This is a genomic window from Streptomyces sp. NPDC102270, assembly GCF_044766405.1.
In the GTDB taxonomy this organism is placed as follows: domain Bacteria; phylum Actinomycetota; class Actinomycetes; order Streptomycetales; family Streptomycetaceae; genus Streptomyces.
In genome coordinates this window covers 1-15233 of sequence record NZ_JBIWLX010000002.1, presented here as the reverse complement: position 1 = coordinate 15233, position 15233 = coordinate 1, and the positions used below count along the sequence as shown (strand labels likewise).

13 protein-coding genes and 4 pseudogenes are annotated in these 15233 nt (G+C 65.8%); 9 read left to right on the top strand and 8 right to left on the bottom strand.

Annotated features, from left to right (window positions below; genetic code table 11):
* Positions 1-16: 16 nt before the first annotated feature.
* Positions 17-697 (bottom strand): response regulator, encoded by a 681-nt coding sequence (locus ACIRP7_RS02925; RefSeq protein WP_403653077.1) that lies wholly within the window; start codon positions 695-697, stop codon positions 17-19.
* Positions 694-1947: a sensor histidine kinase gene (locus ACIRP7_RS02920; protein ID WP_403653075.1), complete on the bottom strand. Its 1254-nt coding sequence runs from the start codon at positions 1945-1947 to the stop codon at positions 694-696. The genes ACIRP7_RS02925 and ACIRP7_RS02920 overlap by 4 nt, the downstream gene beginning before the upstream one ends.
* 224 nt (positions 1948-2171) lie before the next feature.
* On the opposite strand from ACIRP7_RS02920, the gene phoU reads away from it, so the two are divergent.
* A complete protein-coding gene (gene phoU, locus ACIRP7_RS02915; RefSeq protein WP_352388868.1) occupies positions 2172-2861 on the top strand; it encodes a phosphate signaling complex protein PhoU in 690 nt (229 codons plus the stop codon).
* A 156-nt stretch (positions 2862-3017) separates the two neighbouring features.
* Positions 3018-3266 (top strand): SCO4226 family nickel-binding protein, encoded by a 249-nt coding sequence (locus ACIRP7_RS02910; RefSeq protein ID WP_352388869.1) that lies wholly within the window; start codon positions 3018-3020, stop codon positions 3264-3266.
* Positions 3267-3278: 12 nt separating this feature from the next.
* Here ACIRP7_RS02910 and ACIRP7_RS02905 read toward each other — a convergent pair whose 3' ends face one another.
* The gene (locus ACIRP7_RS02905) at positions 3279-3698 is read right to left on the bottom strand and encodes a hypothetical protein (protein ID WP_403653071.1); all 420 of its coding nucleotides are present in this window, start codon (positions 3696-3698) and stop codon (positions 3279-3281) included.
* Between the two features lie 174 nt (positions 3699-3872).
* Here ACIRP7_RS02905 and ACIRP7_RS02900 point away from each other — a divergent pair.
* A pseudogene (locus tag ACIRP7_RS02900) lies at positions 3873-4328 on the top strand (DUF5959 family protein); the annotation flags it as partial.
* 303 nt (positions 4329-4631) lie between these two features.
* On the opposite strand, the gene ACIRP7_RS02895 reads toward ACIRP7_RS02900, so the two are convergent.
* Together ACIRP7_RS02895 and ACIRP7_RS02890 are read right to left on the bottom strand one after the other, a co-directional pair.
* Positions 4632-5003: a GIY-YIG nuclease family protein gene (locus ACIRP7_RS02895; protein ID WP_403653068.1), complete on the bottom strand. Its 372-nt coding sequence runs from the start codon at positions 5001-5003 to the stop codon at positions 4632-4634.
* 431 nt (positions 5004-5434) lie between these two features.
* Positions 5435-6232 (bottom strand): hypothetical protein, encoded by a 798-nt coding sequence (locus tag ACIRP7_RS02890; RefSeq protein ID WP_403653065.1) that lies wholly within the window; start codon positions 6230-6232, stop codon positions 5435-5437.
* Positions 6233-6605: 373 nt separating this feature from the next.
* Between ACIRP7_RS02890 and ACIRP7_RS02885 the strand changes: the two genes are divergently transcribed.
* Positions 6606-7799 carry a hypothetical protein gene (locus ACIRP7_RS02885; RefSeq protein WP_403653063.1) on the top strand — a complete coding sequence of 398 codons (1194 nt, stop codon included), beginning with the start codon at positions 6606-6608 and terminating at the stop codon, positions 7797-7799.
* A gap of 547 nt (positions 7800-8346) precedes the next feature.
* Here the strand turns inward: ACIRP7_RS02885 and ACIRP7_RS02880 are convergent.
* Positions 8347-10191 (bottom strand): IS481 family transposase, encoded by a 1845-nt coding sequence (locus ACIRP7_RS02880; protein WP_403653060.1) that lies wholly within the window; start codon positions 10189-10191, stop codon positions 8347-8349.
* A 715-nt stretch (positions 10192-10906) separates the two neighbouring features.
* On the opposite strand from ACIRP7_RS02880, the pseudogene ACIRP7_RS02875 reads away from it, so the two are divergent.
* Positions 10907-11053 (top strand): annotated as a pseudogene (locus ACIRP7_RS02875) (IS5/IS1182 family transposase); the annotation flags it as partial.
* 24 nt (positions 11054-11077) lie between these two features.
* Here ACIRP7_RS02875 and ACIRP7_RS02870 read toward each other — a convergent pair.
* Positions 11078-11905 carry an NAD(P)H-binding protein gene (locus ACIRP7_RS02870; RefSeq protein ID WP_403653057.1) on the bottom strand — a complete coding sequence of 276 codons (828 nt, stop codon included), beginning with the start codon at positions 11903-11905 and terminating at the stop codon, positions 11078-11080.
* A 98-nt stretch (positions 11906-12003) separates the two neighbouring features.
* On the opposite strand from ACIRP7_RS02870, the gene ACIRP7_RS02865 reads away from it, so the two are divergent.
* The 3 genes and pseudogenes from ACIRP7_RS02865 to ACIRP7_RS02855 all read left to right on the top strand — a co-directional run bounded on the left by ACIRP7_RS02865 (position 12004) and on the right by ACIRP7_RS02855 (position 13907).
* Positions 12004-12411 carry a winged helix-turn-helix transcriptional regulator gene (locus ACIRP7_RS02865; protein ID WP_403653054.1) on the top strand — a complete coding sequence of 136 codons (408 nt, stop codon included), beginning with the start codon at positions 12004-12006 and terminating at the stop codon, positions 12409-12411.
* A 157-nt stretch (positions 12412-12568) separates the two neighbouring features.
* Positions 12569-13171: pseudogene (locus ACIRP7_RS02860) on the top strand (tyrosine-type recombinase/integrase); the annotation flags it as partial.
* Between the two features lie 559 nt (positions 13172-13730).
* The gene (locus tag ACIRP7_RS02855; protein ID WP_403653051.1) at positions 13731-13907 is read left to right on the top strand and encodes a hypothetical protein; all 177 of its coding nucleotides are present in this window, start codon (positions 13731-13733) and stop codon (positions 13905-13907) included.
* Positions 13908-13987: 80 nt separating this feature from the next.
* On the opposite strand, the gene ACIRP7_RS02850 is transcribed toward ACIRP7_RS02855, so the two are convergent.
* Positions 13988-14749, bottom strand: a complete 762-nt coding sequence (locus tag ACIRP7_RS02850) for a phosphoglyceromutase (protein WP_403653048.1) — start codon at positions 14747-14749, stop codon at positions 13988-13990.
* A gap of 152 nt (positions 14750-14901) precedes the next feature.
* Here ACIRP7_RS02850 and ACIRP7_RS02845 point away from each other — a divergent pair.
* Positions 14902-15147 (top strand): annotated as a pseudogene (locus ACIRP7_RS02845) (MFS transporter); the annotation flags it as partial.
* Positions 15148-15233 lie beyond the last annotated feature (86 nt).

Here is a 15233-nt window from a genome sequence, read left to right as displayed (position 1 = left end):
CTGTTCTTCAGGCTCTCTACGGCTCGAACTTGTAGCCGAGGCCGCGGACCGTCACCAGGTACCGGGGCGCGCCCGGGTCGGGCTCGATCTTGGCGCGCAGGCGCTTGACGTGGACGTCGAGGGTCTTGGTGTCACCGACGTAGTCGGCGCCCCAGACGCGGTCGATGAGCTGCATGCGGGTCAGGACGCGGCCGGCGTTGCGCAGCAGCATCTCCAGCAGGTCGAACTCCTTGAGGGGCAGGTCGATCTTGGAGCCGGAGACCGTGACCACGTGGCGGTCCACGTCCATGCGGACCGGACCGGCCTCCAGAGCGGCCGGGGTGACCTCCTCGGGCTCGCCGCGGCGGCGCAGGACGGCGCGGATACGGGCGACCAGCTCGCGCGAGGAGAACGGCTTGGTGACATAGTCATCGGCTCCTATTTCCAGGCCGACGACCTTGTCGATCTCGCTGTCCTTGGCGGTCACCATGATGACGGGGACGTTGGAGCGGCCGCGCAGCTGGCGGCAGACCTCCGTGCCGGGCAGGCCCGGCAGCATCAGGTCGAGGAGGACGAGGTCGGCGCCGTTGCGGTCGAACTCCTCGAGTCCGTCGGGGCCCGTGGCCGCGATGGCGACCTCGAAGCCCTCCTTGCGGAGCATGTACGAAAGGGCGTCGGAGAAGGACTCCTCGTCCTCGACGACGAGCACTCGGGTCACGGAAGGACCTCCGGGGCGGGAAGCGGGTCGTAAGAAGCCGACTCGGGAGTGGGCCCGTCCTCGTCGTCGAGGTCGGGGTGCTGGAGCGCGCGGTCGCGGGCCGCGCCCGCCTCCGGCAGCCTGAGGGTGAACGTGGAGCCCTGTCCCTCGGAACTCCACACCGTGACCTCCCCGCCGTGCGAGGCGGCCACGTGCTTGACGATCGCGAGGCCGAGGCCCGTACCGCCGGTCTGGCGGGAGCGGGCCGGGTCGACGCGGTAGAAGCGCTCGAAGATGCGCTCCTTGTCCTTGTCGGAGATGCCGATGCCCTGGTCGGTGACGGCGACCTCGATGAGGTCGCCGCTCGGCACGGCCACCCGGCGGGCGGATATGCCGACGCGGGTGCGGACGGGCGAGTAGTTGACGGCGTTCTCGACGAGATTGCCGAGGGCGGCGGCGAGCTGGCCGCGGTTGCCCCAGACCTTCAGCTCGGCCGCGCCGGCCGCGGCCATGGTGATCTGCTTGGTGCCGGCCTGGTGCCGGCAGCGGTCGATGGCCTCGGCGACCAGCTCGTCCACGCGGACCGGCTCGGCGTCCTCCAGCGGGTCGTCGTTCTGCACCCGGGAGAGGTCGATGATCTCCTGGACCAGGCTGGTCAGGCGGGTGGCCTCGATCTGCATCCGGCCGGCGAAGCGCTCCACGGCCTCCGGGTCCTCGGATGCGTCCATGACGGCCTCGGACAGGAGGGAGAGCGCGCCGACCGGGGTCTTGAGTTCATGGCTGACGTTCGCGACGAAGTCGCGTCGTACCGCTTCGATCCGCCGGGCCTCGGTGAGGTCCTCCACGAGGAGCAGCACCAGCCGGGAGCCGAGGGGCGCGACACGGGCGGAGACCGCGAGGGCCTCGCCGCGTCCGGTCCCCCGCCTGGGCAGGTCCAGCTCGACCTGGCGTATCTCCCCGTCCCTCCTGGTGTCCCGGGCCATCTGGAGCATGGGCTCCACGGAGAGCTTGCCGCCGCGGACCAGCCCGAGGGCGTACGCGGCGGAGCTGGCCTTGACGACGGCGTCGGCCTCGTCGAGGACGACGGCGGAGGAGCGGAGCACGGACAGGACGGTGTCCACGCCCGGCGGAAGCATCGGGTCGGTGTGCAGGGAGGTGCGGGTGGGGCGTTTCTGCTCCCGCTCGCTCCAGCGGAACGCCAGCATCGCGATGACACCGGTGAGCACACCGGCGATCGCTGCCGCTGCGGCGACCGCCGCGTTCACGTCCATGCCTCCAGGTTAGGCATGGGATCCGTCCTGGCCACAGCCGTCCGAGTGCGAGCTCGAACACTCGTCGCCCAGAGTTCACCTTGGAGCCAGTGCTGGTTCATTTGGGAGGGCGGAAACGGACGCGTAGGAGGCCGAACGTGGGAGCGTGGGGTACGCGGCACCGGTTTCACGGCCGGTTTCGGCCCCTGGAGCCCACAGGAACGACGTACGAGAGGGAACCGACGATGCGGGACGCGTACCACGAGGAACTTGATTCGATCGGCGACGGTCTGGTGGAGATGGCCCGGCTGGTCGGGTCGGCGATCGGACGCGCCACGACGGCCATCCTCGACTCCGACCTGAAGCTGGCCGAAAGCGTCATCGAGGCCGACCAGAAGGTGGACGACCTCCAGCACGACCTGGAGGCCCGGGCGATAGCGCTGCTCGCCCGGCAGCAGCCGGTGGCGACGGACCTCCGCATCGTCGTGACCTCGCTGCGCATGTCGGCCGACCTGGAGCGCTCCGGCGACCTGGCCCAGCACGTGGCGAAGCTGGCCCGGCTGCGCTTCCCCGAGAAGGCCATCCCGCACGACCTGCACGCGACCATCCTGGAGATGGGCCAGCTCGCCCAGCGCCTGATGGCGAAGGCGGCGGAGGTCATCATCACCAAGGACGTCGACCTGGCGCTCCAGCTGGAGCAGGACGACGACGAGATGGACCTGCTGCACCGCACGCTCTTCCAGCACCTGCTGGACGACAAGTGGAAGCACGGCATCGAGACGGCGGTGGACGTCACCCTGCTCGGCCGCTACTACGAGCGGTTCGCCGACCACGCGGTATCGGTGGCCAAGCGGGTGGTGTACCTGGTGACGGGCGAGCACGCGGACGACCTCCAGCAGGACGTCCAGCCGGTGACGGGGGTCGAGGGGACCTGAATCCGGGATCTCGTACGACGTTGAGGGGCCCCGGGTGATTCCGGGGCCCTTCGTCGTTCGGGTCGACCGGGCGGGTGGAGAGGAGGAGCATGAGAGGGCGGGGGCGCAGGGGTGAAGGTCACCGCTCGGCTCGGGGATGGCAGGAAGGTGAAGGCCATGGCGCGGTTCATGGACGTACACCATGGGATGCAGGGCATCACGGCCGACCAGTTGATGGCAGCCCACCAGGCGGACCTCGCGATAGAGAACGAAGAGGGCGTGCACTTCGAGCGCGCCTGGGCCGACCCCGAGGCCGGCCTCGTGTACTGCCTCTCGGAGGCCCCGTCGGCGGACGCGGTCCAGCGCATCCACGAACGGGCGGGACACAAGGCGGATGAGATCCACTCGGTGCCGCTGTCGGTCTGACAGCGGGGTCTCCTATTCCAGGTGGTCGCGGACGAGGTCGAGGAACGCCCTGCGGTTGGGGCGGATGTACGCCCAGACCATCTCGTCCCGCGGCTCCCCGGGAGCGGGGCCGTTCCTGATCACGTTCTGGACGTCGTACGCCAGCAGACGTGCCGCGTCGTTGACCTCGGAGCCGCACAGCATGTGGATCGTCTTCTGCGCGACCCACATCCTGTCGATGGACTGCTTCGCGCGCGCCTGCCACTGTTCGTCGCTCTCACCGTGGTGATAGCGGTCCACCGCGACCCGTTCGGCTTCCTGCACCGCGGACAGGAAGTCGATGAGACGGGTGACGCGTTCACCACGCCGCACCTCCACCCGCTCACGCAAACTCCGCCGCACTTCAGCCTGCTCCGACGCGCGCCCCAGGGAGTACTGGGCCAACGTCGACACGAGCCCGCCGAGAACAACGCCGAGAAATGGCACGTATGTTGTCGATGTCACAGCTCACGGTGACATGAGGTGATTCGCGGCACGGCGTTTTCGCCGTATCGCGGACGGCATCTCGGATCATGGTGTATTCGAAGCGCGGTACTCCGCGCTGAGAGCCGTGGGTGGTCCGGCGGGATGCTCGGACTGGTAGCTCAGGGGAGGGAAACCATGGACTCGACGAATGACGTCATCGAGCTGATCCACCTGGCCGACCGGCCCGGTGCCAGCGGACGCGGTGTCTCCGTGCGCGTCCTGGGTCGCTCTCAACCGGGAGTTCTGACCGGCCACGACGTCCTCGACTGCGAGATCGCCATTGAGGCGGAGTCCGTCAAGGGCACCTTCCCGGTGACTCTTCTCCCCGAGGACCTGAAGGACTGGGAGGACGCCTTGGCGGCCCTGGAGTCCGGCCGGTCCGCCATGTGGCTCGTGTCCGGGCGGACTCCTTCGATGAAGTTCGAGCCTGACGAGAGCGGCGGGCTCCGGGTGTCGGTGCACGACGGGCCGTCGTCGGGAGTCACCGTCACCGTCCCGTTGTCCGCGCCGCCACCGAAGTGGGTCACCGAACAGCGCGACCTGCTCGCCCTTGCCCGCGAGGTCTACCCCTCGAGGTCGTCGAGACATCAACCGGCGCCTACGAGTGGCGGCGTGCTCGCAGCGTCTGACGGCCCACCCCGGCAAAAACCCCCGACCCGCACCGTAGGCGCAGGTCGGGGGCGGGATCACGAAATCTACTTCTTCTTGCCCTGGGTCTTGCCGGGGATCTCGGTGAGCTGGGTTTTTGCTGGTCAGGTGCCGTGGGCTCGTGCGCGCGGTGGTCATCATTGGTCGTCATGGTCACTGTCGAGCGACCTCGGACGGCCCAGGGACGGCCCAGGCAACGGCCCGTTCGACGGCTTACGAGCTGATGGGCAACTCTCGTGCTCGCTGGCGTGCTTGGGCTCGTATCTCCTTCAGTCGACTGTGGAACGCGTCGTGGCGGTTCTGGTCGAGGTTCAGCGGGAGGTCGAGCTGGGAGATGAGCTGTGACTCCAGGTCCCATGGTTCGCTCTGCTCGATCCAGCACACCCGAGCGTTGTCCGCCATCCACTGGCTCAGGGTCGCTTCGCCGACCTTGCCGAAGGTCATCCGCTTGCCGCTGCCCACGTGGCGCAGCTCAAGTCCGAGCAGGCATCCGAGGGTGAGCCGCAGCGTCGAGCCGGCCGCGTTGCCCCTGTAGTGGTAGCACACCCGCTTGCGAAGGTTCTGCGTGCTGGTCCGGTTCGCCATGAACCGCGGGGCTATACCGACGTACAGCAGGCGCCCAGCATCCAGGTCCGGGTGGGGCGACTGTTTGAAGTGCCACCCGTAGACCCCTGCTGCCGCCGGGACAGGACTCGGGCGAACCAAGACCTCCTGCGCCGACCACAACTGACCGGGGCTAGCGAGAGCAGTGGCTTCCACGGCACCTCCAGGCACGTGACGGCTGATCGTCGCAGGTTACTGGTCACCGCTGACAGAACACCCCTCGCCTACTTAGCCGCGTGACATCAGCTTGGGAAGCTTGGGTTCTTTGGCGGCGGTTGCTGAGCTGACCTGCGGCGGAGCGGTGTTGGAGTCCTGGTCGCACCCGGGGCAAGTTCCCGCTGTTCCCCGTGGTTCCCCGCAGGATCTGGCACGCGTGTGGCACGGCCTCCCTGTCCACGACCCCGGTGGTCTGGCTACGCGGGGTCCCATGCCCCGCTGAAGAGGGCCAGTTCAAGGACGTCCGGCGCTGCAGGCCACTCGATCGATCCAGCCGTCAGCTGCTCGCTGGCCGCGTACATCCACTGGAGGTAGATGTGATAGCGGTAGGACGTCCAGTTACTGTCACGCCAAATGCGATTGGCGATCACCGGGGCCCATTCGTAGCCAGCCACGACCCCCATTTTCGTGGCATGCCGACGGAGAACCCCAGCAAGCACACTGTCGAGGATGAGTGGGCGCAGCCCCTTCACCTCCGGCAACGCCTGACCAGCAAAGTAGAGGAACTTGGTAAGAAACGCTGGCCCAAGACCGTCCAACACCTGCAGCCTCTCGTAGGCCGCGGACGCGCCTTCGTCAGTGAGCAGGGATACGGCTTCCGCGAAGGCTTCCTCGGCACCTGGCTGGGCGAGCATCTGACCCGTGCGGTACGGGCCGTAGCCCGTGAGGCCGTAGCCCCAGACCTGGGTGGCCACGAACGCCGCTGCCCAAGTCTGTGATTGTTCCGCGGCTCGGAGTGTGGCCACGACCTCGGCCCGGCTCACAGAAGCCGAAGCAACAGCCACCCGATCGGCGAAGTCGTTGGGCCAGCGCTCTACGGCGATCCAACTGGAAGGCGCGTACGGAACGGTGTGGACCCCACTTCCGTCCCTGTACTGCTGGCCCCTCTCCGGGTCAGTCAGCCACCTGCCCAGTGACTTCACTGCATCGTCCGGCAGCAACTGCGCGAGCATCGTCGCGTCGAGCGTGTCTGCCAGGCTCTGGTCAAACCTCATGAAAACGCCGCCCCCTCCATGCGCGAGACGCCATCGTGCCACGCATGGAGGGGGCCGGCCGTGACGAGTTCGTGTACAACACAGCAGGTCACGTCCCTGCACGGCCCAGATCAGAAGGGACGCGTCCACGGATAGGCCACCGCTACCGAGCGTCGCTTCAAGAGTTCGATCAGCTCGTCCCGACAGATACGCCTGGTTGGGGCATCAGGGACGTGAAGGTACACCAGACGTCGCCGGTTCCCCCATTGCGACCGTGGAGCGGTGACGCCGTGTTGGACGGCTCGATCGGTACCCACATGGCGGTTCCCGGAAGACCTGCCGCACCACATAATTGCTGAACGTCTTTCCGTTTCCAGCACTGTGAGTGACACGTATGGCGTCCGGCGACAAATTGAAGGAAGAAGATTACCTTAAAGTTTATGAAACTGAGCGGCGTGATGAACAGAATACCGCCTCTCTCATCATCGCCGTCACGACAGGCACCCTTGCCTACTTCAGTGCAGCTGCCGCATATCTTGCCGATGAGGCAAGACAGGCTAAAATCTCCCCGAACATCCTCATGTTGGCCCCCTTCCCTCTACTGATTTTGACTGGCTATGTAACGTTCCAGTACGCCGCCTCTCGAATCCGGCAAAGTTATTTGATGAATATTGAAAGGAGATTCAGGTCTGAACCCTGGGCGAAGGGCGTTAATTATCCAGGGTTCATTACACTCCATCAGGGAATTTTCGCGGGCTTCAAGAGGGGTCTTTGGCCTTACGCGATCCTGACCGGCCTGACAATCCTGTCGCATGTAATTATCGTTGTCTTCTTCACTGGGTACACGTCATACATTGCCCATCGCGAGCATGCGCAATCAGGATGGTTTTGGTTTTTGGTTGCCTTCTACTCGTTGACCATCTGCGTGAACGTTGCCGCTATTTACCTGGTGTTCGAAGTCACCGTAAATCCCCAGAGTAAACGATTTAAAGCGCTGCGTATTATCGCTGATGACACCATCAGGACAGAAGCGAGGCGATGGTCGAACATGAGTGAAGATAATCGAGCTGCTGCGCCCAAGCTCGTTGGTGGTGCTTGGCTGCTTCGGAGAGTGCCCCCTTTTTGGGTAGCCGTTGGCGTCGCTTTGTTCAGCTTCTGCATGATCGGAATCCTTCGCCTTGTTTCCGAGGGGCGCTATTATGATTACGCCCTTTCTAGTCAATTTGGCGACGTGATGATTGCTCTCGAACTAGCAATCATCAGCTGGATTCTGAGGAAGGAACTTCCCGATAATCCTGGCCCTCTAGGAAATGCAGGCTGGCATCTCACAGTTGGGCTCTTGTGTTTTTTTGCTGGATTGTCACTATTTCTTTGGAGTGACGGCGGGTCGAGCACTGTAGCGAATAGTTACCACAACCTAATGGTGGTCACGTTTCTCAGCTATCTTGTCATTTCTACATTCCCGATCCTGCTTGCTTCCCGTGACCTCTTTAAATTGGCTGCGACCTTCTGCCTGCTTGGCTGGCTGACTCTTGTGCTCTACGACGTCAGCCACGGAAACTTGACACAGAACTCACCAGGTCACTGAAGCTTTGAGATTGCGTGGCGTGCGTGAATCGCACCCCGGCACAACTTCCTCATCCTGAACTTTTGAATGGCGGGTCATCGAGCGGTGCAGCTCCTGGGCCAGCATGACCGGCTGAAGCACATTTGGGCAGGTCACAGGTGCCGATGGGGCCTCGGTCCTCACCCGTCCTCACCAAGGCAGCGCGCAATGGTGGCCTGCATTTGCGTATGTCGGGCGGCCTAGCAATTACCGCTTTAGGAGAGAGACTGGGTGATCCTGTCGGTGACCTGCGGCTTTGATAACTGGTGAGGCGTCCGGCAACTGGACCGCGAGGGACCATCATTGACCGTGGCTGACCTCTGCATGTGGCACGGTTGTGGCACGAACCTCAGCCGACGACAGTCAGCCACGATGGCGAGTGGGCCGGCCGACCACTCGCGCGCGTGTGCCTCGCTGCACCCCCACCGGCCTCAGCCACGCTATTGGGCTGTGTCGTCGACCAGAGCAATCGGACACGGCCAGCCCGTGACGACGTCCGGAGCCCTCAGCTTGGTGTCGGTGTGAGGTCTCAGGACTTCCTTGACGGTTTGTCGTCCGGAGATCCTTGACGGTCCTTCTGGGTGCCCATGCCTTTGACGTAGAGCCTGGTGATGGGTCCGAGGTTTTTGCGCGGCCGGACGGCGAGTTCGTCCTCGCCGTGCAGGATCCGGTAGTGGGTGTCCTCGATGACGACGGTGACGATCTTTCCCGCATGCCGAGGACCGACCTTGATGAACTGACCGTTGACCATGAAGCGGCCGCTCGCATGCACCTTGCGCTGGGCCCGGATGGCACCGGCCGGCAGGGGTGGAGGCGGCAGAGGGGACGTCGCCGTCCGTGCCCCGTCGATCTGCCCCAGACGGCCGGCTGGAACCGGGCAGGGCCACGTCCCCATTAGGGCGTCGTCGGCGATGGCGTGCATGAGGTGCCCGTCGAGGCGGAGGGTGATCGTGCGGCCGGCGAGGGCGAATCCGACCTGGTAGCGGCCTCCGGCCAGGCAGACGATCCCGTCTCGATGGACCTTGCGGTCGACCTCGACCGGTTCGCCGGCGGCGAGGATGGCCGTGCCGCTGCGGGCCCTGGGCAGGGCGGCGGGTGCGGGCTCGGGACCGGCCGGACGAGCGCCGTAGCGCATGGTCAGGTAGGCGAGATCCTCCGGCCGCAGCCGGGACGGGACCGTGGTGACGAGGTGCCCGTCGAGGAGGAAATGGACGCTGCGGTGGTTCGCCCAGACCGTCAGCGTCCTGCCGGCCAGTGCCTGGTGGATGCCCACCCGCTGCCTGCCTGTCACCAGGGTGATCTCGCCGCTGGGCGGCACCCGCACTTTGAACTCGACCGCGGTGCCCTGCGGCGGCAGGACGGGCGGTTCGACGACCTCGATGGACAACTCCGGCTCCGCCACTGTCTGTTCAGGATGTTCATCATCACTGCGGAGGCGGACGGCAGTGTGGGGCCGGAAGAGGCTGATCGGGGTGGCCATGTTCAGGGCCTGGTGCGGGCGCTGGTGGTTGTAGGCGTGTACCCAGCCGTCGATCGCTTCCTGGGCCGCGGTCAGCGACTCGAACGGCACGACGTGATCGAGGAACTCCTCGCGCAGGGTGCGGTGAAAGCGTTCGATCTTGCCCGTGGTGGTGGGTGACCGCGGCTTGGTCAGCCGCTGGGTGATGCCGTTCTCCCGGCAGATGCGCTCGAAGAGCACCTCCACCGGCTGTGGCCGTTGGTGCCGGCCGGTGAACTGCTTGCCGTTGTCCGTCAGCACCTCGAAGGGCACGCCGTAGCGGCGCATCGCGGCGGTGAAGGCCGAGCACACCGCACGGGCGCTGGGCACGGCCACGACGGAAGCGATCACAACGAACCGGGAGTGGTCATCGATGCCGGTGACCATCTTGCACTCCCGGCCGTCGGCCAGCGGAACCCCGCCGACCAGGTCCATCTGCCACAGGTGCATGGGCGCCTCGCGCTGCCACCGGCGGTACTTGCGCGGATGCTGCTGTTCCTGGGCGCGGACCAGACCGTTGCGGGACAGCACCCGGTGGACCGTGGCCCGCGACGGCGTCGGCTCCAGCCCGCGGCGGACGAGTTCGTGGGCGATCCGGCGGGCACCCCACCGCGGATGCCGGCGGCGCAGCTCGCAGATCTCTGCCTCCACCTCGGCAGACAGGCGCGTGGGGCTGTTCCGCGGGCGCCGGGAGCGGTCCAGCAGACCGGGCATGCCCTCCTGCTCGAACCTCCGCCGCCAGGTGTGCAGGGTCTGACGCGAGGTGCCGTACCGGGCGGCGACCTCCCCGATCGGAGACCCGCTGAGCACCTCGCGGACGGCCCGGTAGCGGTACTCGGCCAGCTGCTGTACATCCACGACCACCGACCGAAGCACCTCCGCCCCACCGAGGGACGGGAGACGGCGGACGTTCAACCGAACGTGTCACCCATGTCCTGAGCACAAACGGTCAAGCATCTCCTGAGACCTCACACCGACAAGCTTGGGAAGCTTGGGTTTTCGCGGGCCGATTACTGCGCTGACCTGACCTGTGGCGGAACGATGTTCCGACCTCGGTGGATCCGTGGCCTGGCCCCGCTGTTCCCCGCGAGTTCCACGGTGCCGGCTAGTGACCGTGGTTCCCCGTGAGTTCCCGGCCTATCGGGCACGGCTGGGGCACGGGCTTCAGTCTGCGAGGTCGTCCAAGGCAGCGAGCTGGCGCTCATCGGTACACCGTTGCCCCAGATCGGGGACCTCTCCGAGAGCAACGGCAGCCTCCTGCTCGTTCATCAGAGCATCTCCGTACGGATCCACGGCGGTCAGCCGCCCATGCACTCCGAGCAGACGGAGCGAGCCGATTGCATCGGCCAACGCGTCCCCGTGCCCATATGAGCTCTGCAGCAGCGTCGCTCGGGACTTACGCCAGTTGCGCGTTGGCCGTGCTGAGTGCAGCTCCACATCTATGCCCACAGGCCCATGACGCCTGCTACAGAGACTCAGCATCTGATCCGTAGCTCTACAGCGAACGGTCATTGAAGTGCATACAGACTGCCGGGAAGCCTGTGGGGGCCGATGTAGGTCGCCGGCGGTTACTGGGGTTGCTGTACTTCGTTACCGGCTCGCCCGCTGCTACGAGCGGCGCGCCACCGTGGTCGATGCGTACTTCGATCTCGCCGACACGATCATCATCGTGCGCAGCCTGATCCGGCGGGCATGGACCACCCACCGCTGGGAGGAACGCCCGAACCGCCGGCCATGACTGCACCCCTATCCGCGCCACCTCCTATTTGAAGGCTGCGACGTTGCGTGCAGCCCACTCGGCGAAGGTACGGGGCGGACGTCCGAGGACCTGCTCGACGTCGGGGCTCACCCGCTGCTCAGCGGCTTTCGGCGTGCCCAGGATGTCAAGGGTGGCCTCCACGATCGGCTCAGGCATGAACTGCAGCATCTGTGCCCGAGCCTCCGCGCGGCTCTGCTCGACGAACCGCACCAGCTCACCCAGCGCGTCGCCGATCGCCATCGCCTGCTGCCGAGGTGAGATCGGCGCCGGCCCGGTCAGCTCATAGGCCCTGCCGGCGTGGCCGGCCTCCCGCAACGCCACGGCGGCGACCTCGGCGATGTCGGCCGGGTCGATGGTCGGCAGCGCGACGTCACCGAACGGCGCGCCGACCATCCGCTGCGCGCGGACCATCTCGGCCCACTGCAACGTGTTGGAGTCAAAACCTCCCGGCCGCAGCAGTGTCCACTCCAGATCCGACTCCGTGACGGGGTCCTCCAACGTAGAGGGGTGGCTTCCCATGGCAACGCCTCGGGAGGACAACAGGACAACCCGGCTGACCCCGCCCGCCCGCGCGACATCGAGGACGTCGCTTACGCTGCCGCCAGCCGATACGAAGTCGCCCGAGGTCAGCAGGAACAGTGCGTCGGCGCGGTGGAGCGCGGGCACGAGGCTTTCCGGCTCGGCCAGGTCGGCCTGATGGTGCCGTACCCCCGCTGGCATGTCCCGTGCGGAGATCCCTCGCGACACCGCTGTCACCTGTTCACCGGCCGCGACGAGCGCCCGAACCAGCGGCTGTCCGACGTTGCCCGTAGCTCCAGTAACCACAATCACGTTCGCTCCCGTTGATGAGTCCTCTGTGGGCCCAACAGAAGCTACCGGCATAGGGATAGTAGGTACCTACAGGAAAGTAATGGAGAGAAAGGCTCACTGTGACCCACAACACGACTCCGGCGGTTCGTATCGACATCGCCCCCGAGCAGGCGTGCCCGATCGCCCCGGTGGTCGACATCGTCTTCAGCCGCTGGACCACTCCGATTCTGTGGGCGCTCCATGAATACGGGCGGCACCGGTTCGTGGAGCTGGAACGCCGCATCACCACCATCACACCCAAGGTGCTGACCGAACGGCTACGGCAGCTGGAACGCGACGGCCTCGTCGTGCGCACCTACCACCCAGAGGTTCCGCCCCGGGTTGAGTACGAGATCAGCGAACTGGGCCGCAGCCTGGCACCGCTGTTTGCCGCACTCGCCGACTGGTCGGTCAACCTGGGCAAGGTAGAACGGGCCCGGCAGGAATACGACGCCAAGGAGCATCGGCCCGGTAGCCGTCGAAACTGAAAGAGCCTCGGTCAACCTGACGCAAGCGCAGACACAGGACTCCAGTGATCACAGAGCGTCGCACCTCCATGATCGCCAAGACCTGTGCCTGTTCCACCTTCCTCAGTCCCCACCACGCCTACCCGTGCGGCCTCTCAGTCGGTCCGCTGGGGTGTGAGGCTCCGTGGGACTGCGACAGGGCGAGATCCTCGGTGTGGCCGTCGACGCGATCGACTTCGCGTCGGACACGTTGCACGTGGTCCAGCAGCTGAAGCTGAGCCGAAGCAAGGCCGTCTTCGCCCCGCCACAGGGTGGCAGGCTCCGGGACGTGCCGCTACCCGGTCCGGTCGCAGATGCGCTCCGGACTCACGTGAAGCGGTTCCCGCCGGTCGACGTCACCTTGCCATGGAAGGTGGCGGACGGGCCTCCGGTGACCAAGCGGCTGATCTTCACCGGGCCGCGCGGTGGTCACGTCTGGCGGACGTCCCTCAACGAGGAGGTATGGAAGCGGGCGCTGGCCTCGGCTGGAGTGATCCCCGAGCGGAAGCCTGGCGAGTCGTACGCCGAGTCCCGCGAGAACGGCATGCACGCGCTCCGCCACTTCTACGCCTCGGTGCTCCTGGACGCCGGGGAGAACATCAAGGCCCTCGCCGAGTACCTGGGGCACTCGGACCCAGGACTGACGCTTCGCGTCTACGCGCACCTCATGCCGTCCAGTCAGGAGCGCACTCGCAAGGCTGTGGCCGCCATATTCACCAACTGTCAGCCCCTCCATCCGTAATCTTCTCCAGCAAAACCAAGTCACGTTACACAATCGCGAACACCAGCATTGCGGATCACCAATCACAAATGCTCCACCCGGCGAAACCAAATCACGGTACACAAATCACGGACACCAGCATTGCGGATCACCAATCACAAATGCTCCACCCGGCGAAACCAAATCACGGTACACAAATCACGGAACCGTTTGGCCTCGCAGCCCATCCAACGTGCAGGACGACATGCAGGACGACATGCAGCACTACATGCAGGACGACATGCAGCACTACATGCAGGACGACGTGCAGCACGACGAAAGCGAATGACTCGAAGAACGCCTTCACCTGGAAGCTGGATAGAGCCCAGAAAGCTCCGGGTGGGCACCCCCACCGACCGGCCACGTGATTATCGACCGATACCCGGCCAGGGTGTCGGTCGAATTTGGCCCGCCAGATGATCCGTGGTTAAGTTCTCCTCGCGGATTGGAAAGGCCGCCCCCGTTACAGCGGAGGCGGCCCCTTCTCCATCCATGCTCGGAAAACCTGCGACGGCTCCTCAAGACGATGGAGAACACAAGCATGCCACGATTCGGATTGACCATCGACGTCTGGCCTCGAGATCTGCCGTTCTCGCTGCTGGGGGTGGCGGTGGCGGGGTACGCCCACTGGACCGGCGTTCCCGCCGAAGTCGCCGACCCCGTGGCGCTATTGATCGTCCTCGACATCCGCATCCGGCGCTCGCGTCGGCGCATCTGACGGCCCACAGACGGCCCAGCCCCACCAAAAAGCCCCCGCCCTGCCAAGAAACAGCAGGTCGGGGGCTTGCTGGTGTCGCGTTACTTCTTCTTGCCCTGGTTCTTGACCGCCTCGATGGCCGCCGCGGCCGCCTCCGGGTCCAGGTACTTGCCGCCCGGCGTCACCGGCTTGAAGGACGCGTCGAGTTCGTAGTACAGGGGGATGCCCGTCGGGATGTTCAGGCCCGCGATGTCGGCGTCGGAGATGCCGTCCAGGTGCTTGACCAGGGCGCGGAGGCTGTTGCCGTGGGCCGCGACCAGGACGGTGCGGCCGGCGAGGAGGTCCGGGACGATGCCGTCGTACCAGTACGGGAGCATGCGGACGACCACGTCCTTCAGGCACTCCGTGCGGGGGCGCAGCTCCGGGGGGATCGTGGCGTAGCGGGCGTCGTTCGACTGGGAGAACTCCGTGCCGTCCTCGAGGGGCGGGGGCGGGGTGTCGTAGGAGCGGCGCCACAGCATGAACTGCTCCTCGCCGAACTCCGCGAGGGTCTGGGCCTTGTCCTTGCCCTGGAGGGCGCCGTAGTGGCGTTCGTTCAGGCGCCACGAGCGGTGGACCGGGATCCAGTGGCGGTCGGCGGATTCGAGGGCCAGCTGGGCCGTGCGGATCGCGCGCTTCTGGAGGGACGTGTGGACCACGTCGGGCAGGAGGTCGGCGTCCGTCAGGAGTTCGCCGCCGCGGACTGCCTCCTTCTCGCCCTTCTCGTTGAGGTTGACGTCCACCCAGCCGGTGAACAGGTTCTTCGCGTTCCATTCGCTCTCGCCGTGGCGGAGGAGGATCAGCTTGTACGGTGCGTCGGCCATGCGTATGAGCGTAATCCACGCCCTCGGTCCGGGTGGTGCCCGCTCGACAGACGGACGGTTGACGGGACCCGTTAATTGAGTGGCCCCAGGTCATCTCGCCTTCGTAAGGTGTGCTCGCTTACCGAGCCGCTTACATACGTGGGGGACCGTCCATGCCACTCGCCACCCTGAGACGCGCCACCCGCGAGACCGTCTCCGGGCTTCCCCCCGCGTTCTGGTGGCTGTGGACCAGCACCCTCGTCAACCGGCTCGGTGCCTTCGTCGCCACCTTCATGGCGCTGTACCTCACCCTCGACCGCGGCTACTCCGCCTCCTACGCCGGTCTCGTCGCCTCGCTGCACGGCCTGGGCGGAGTCGTCTCGTCGATCGGGGCGGGGGTCATGACCGACCGGCTAGGTGTACTGACCCGTGAGGTTGGGGACGCGGCTGGCGGGTGGTTGGCCTTTCAGCGCGGTGTGTCCGCGGTGGTGATTGTAGGTGTGTA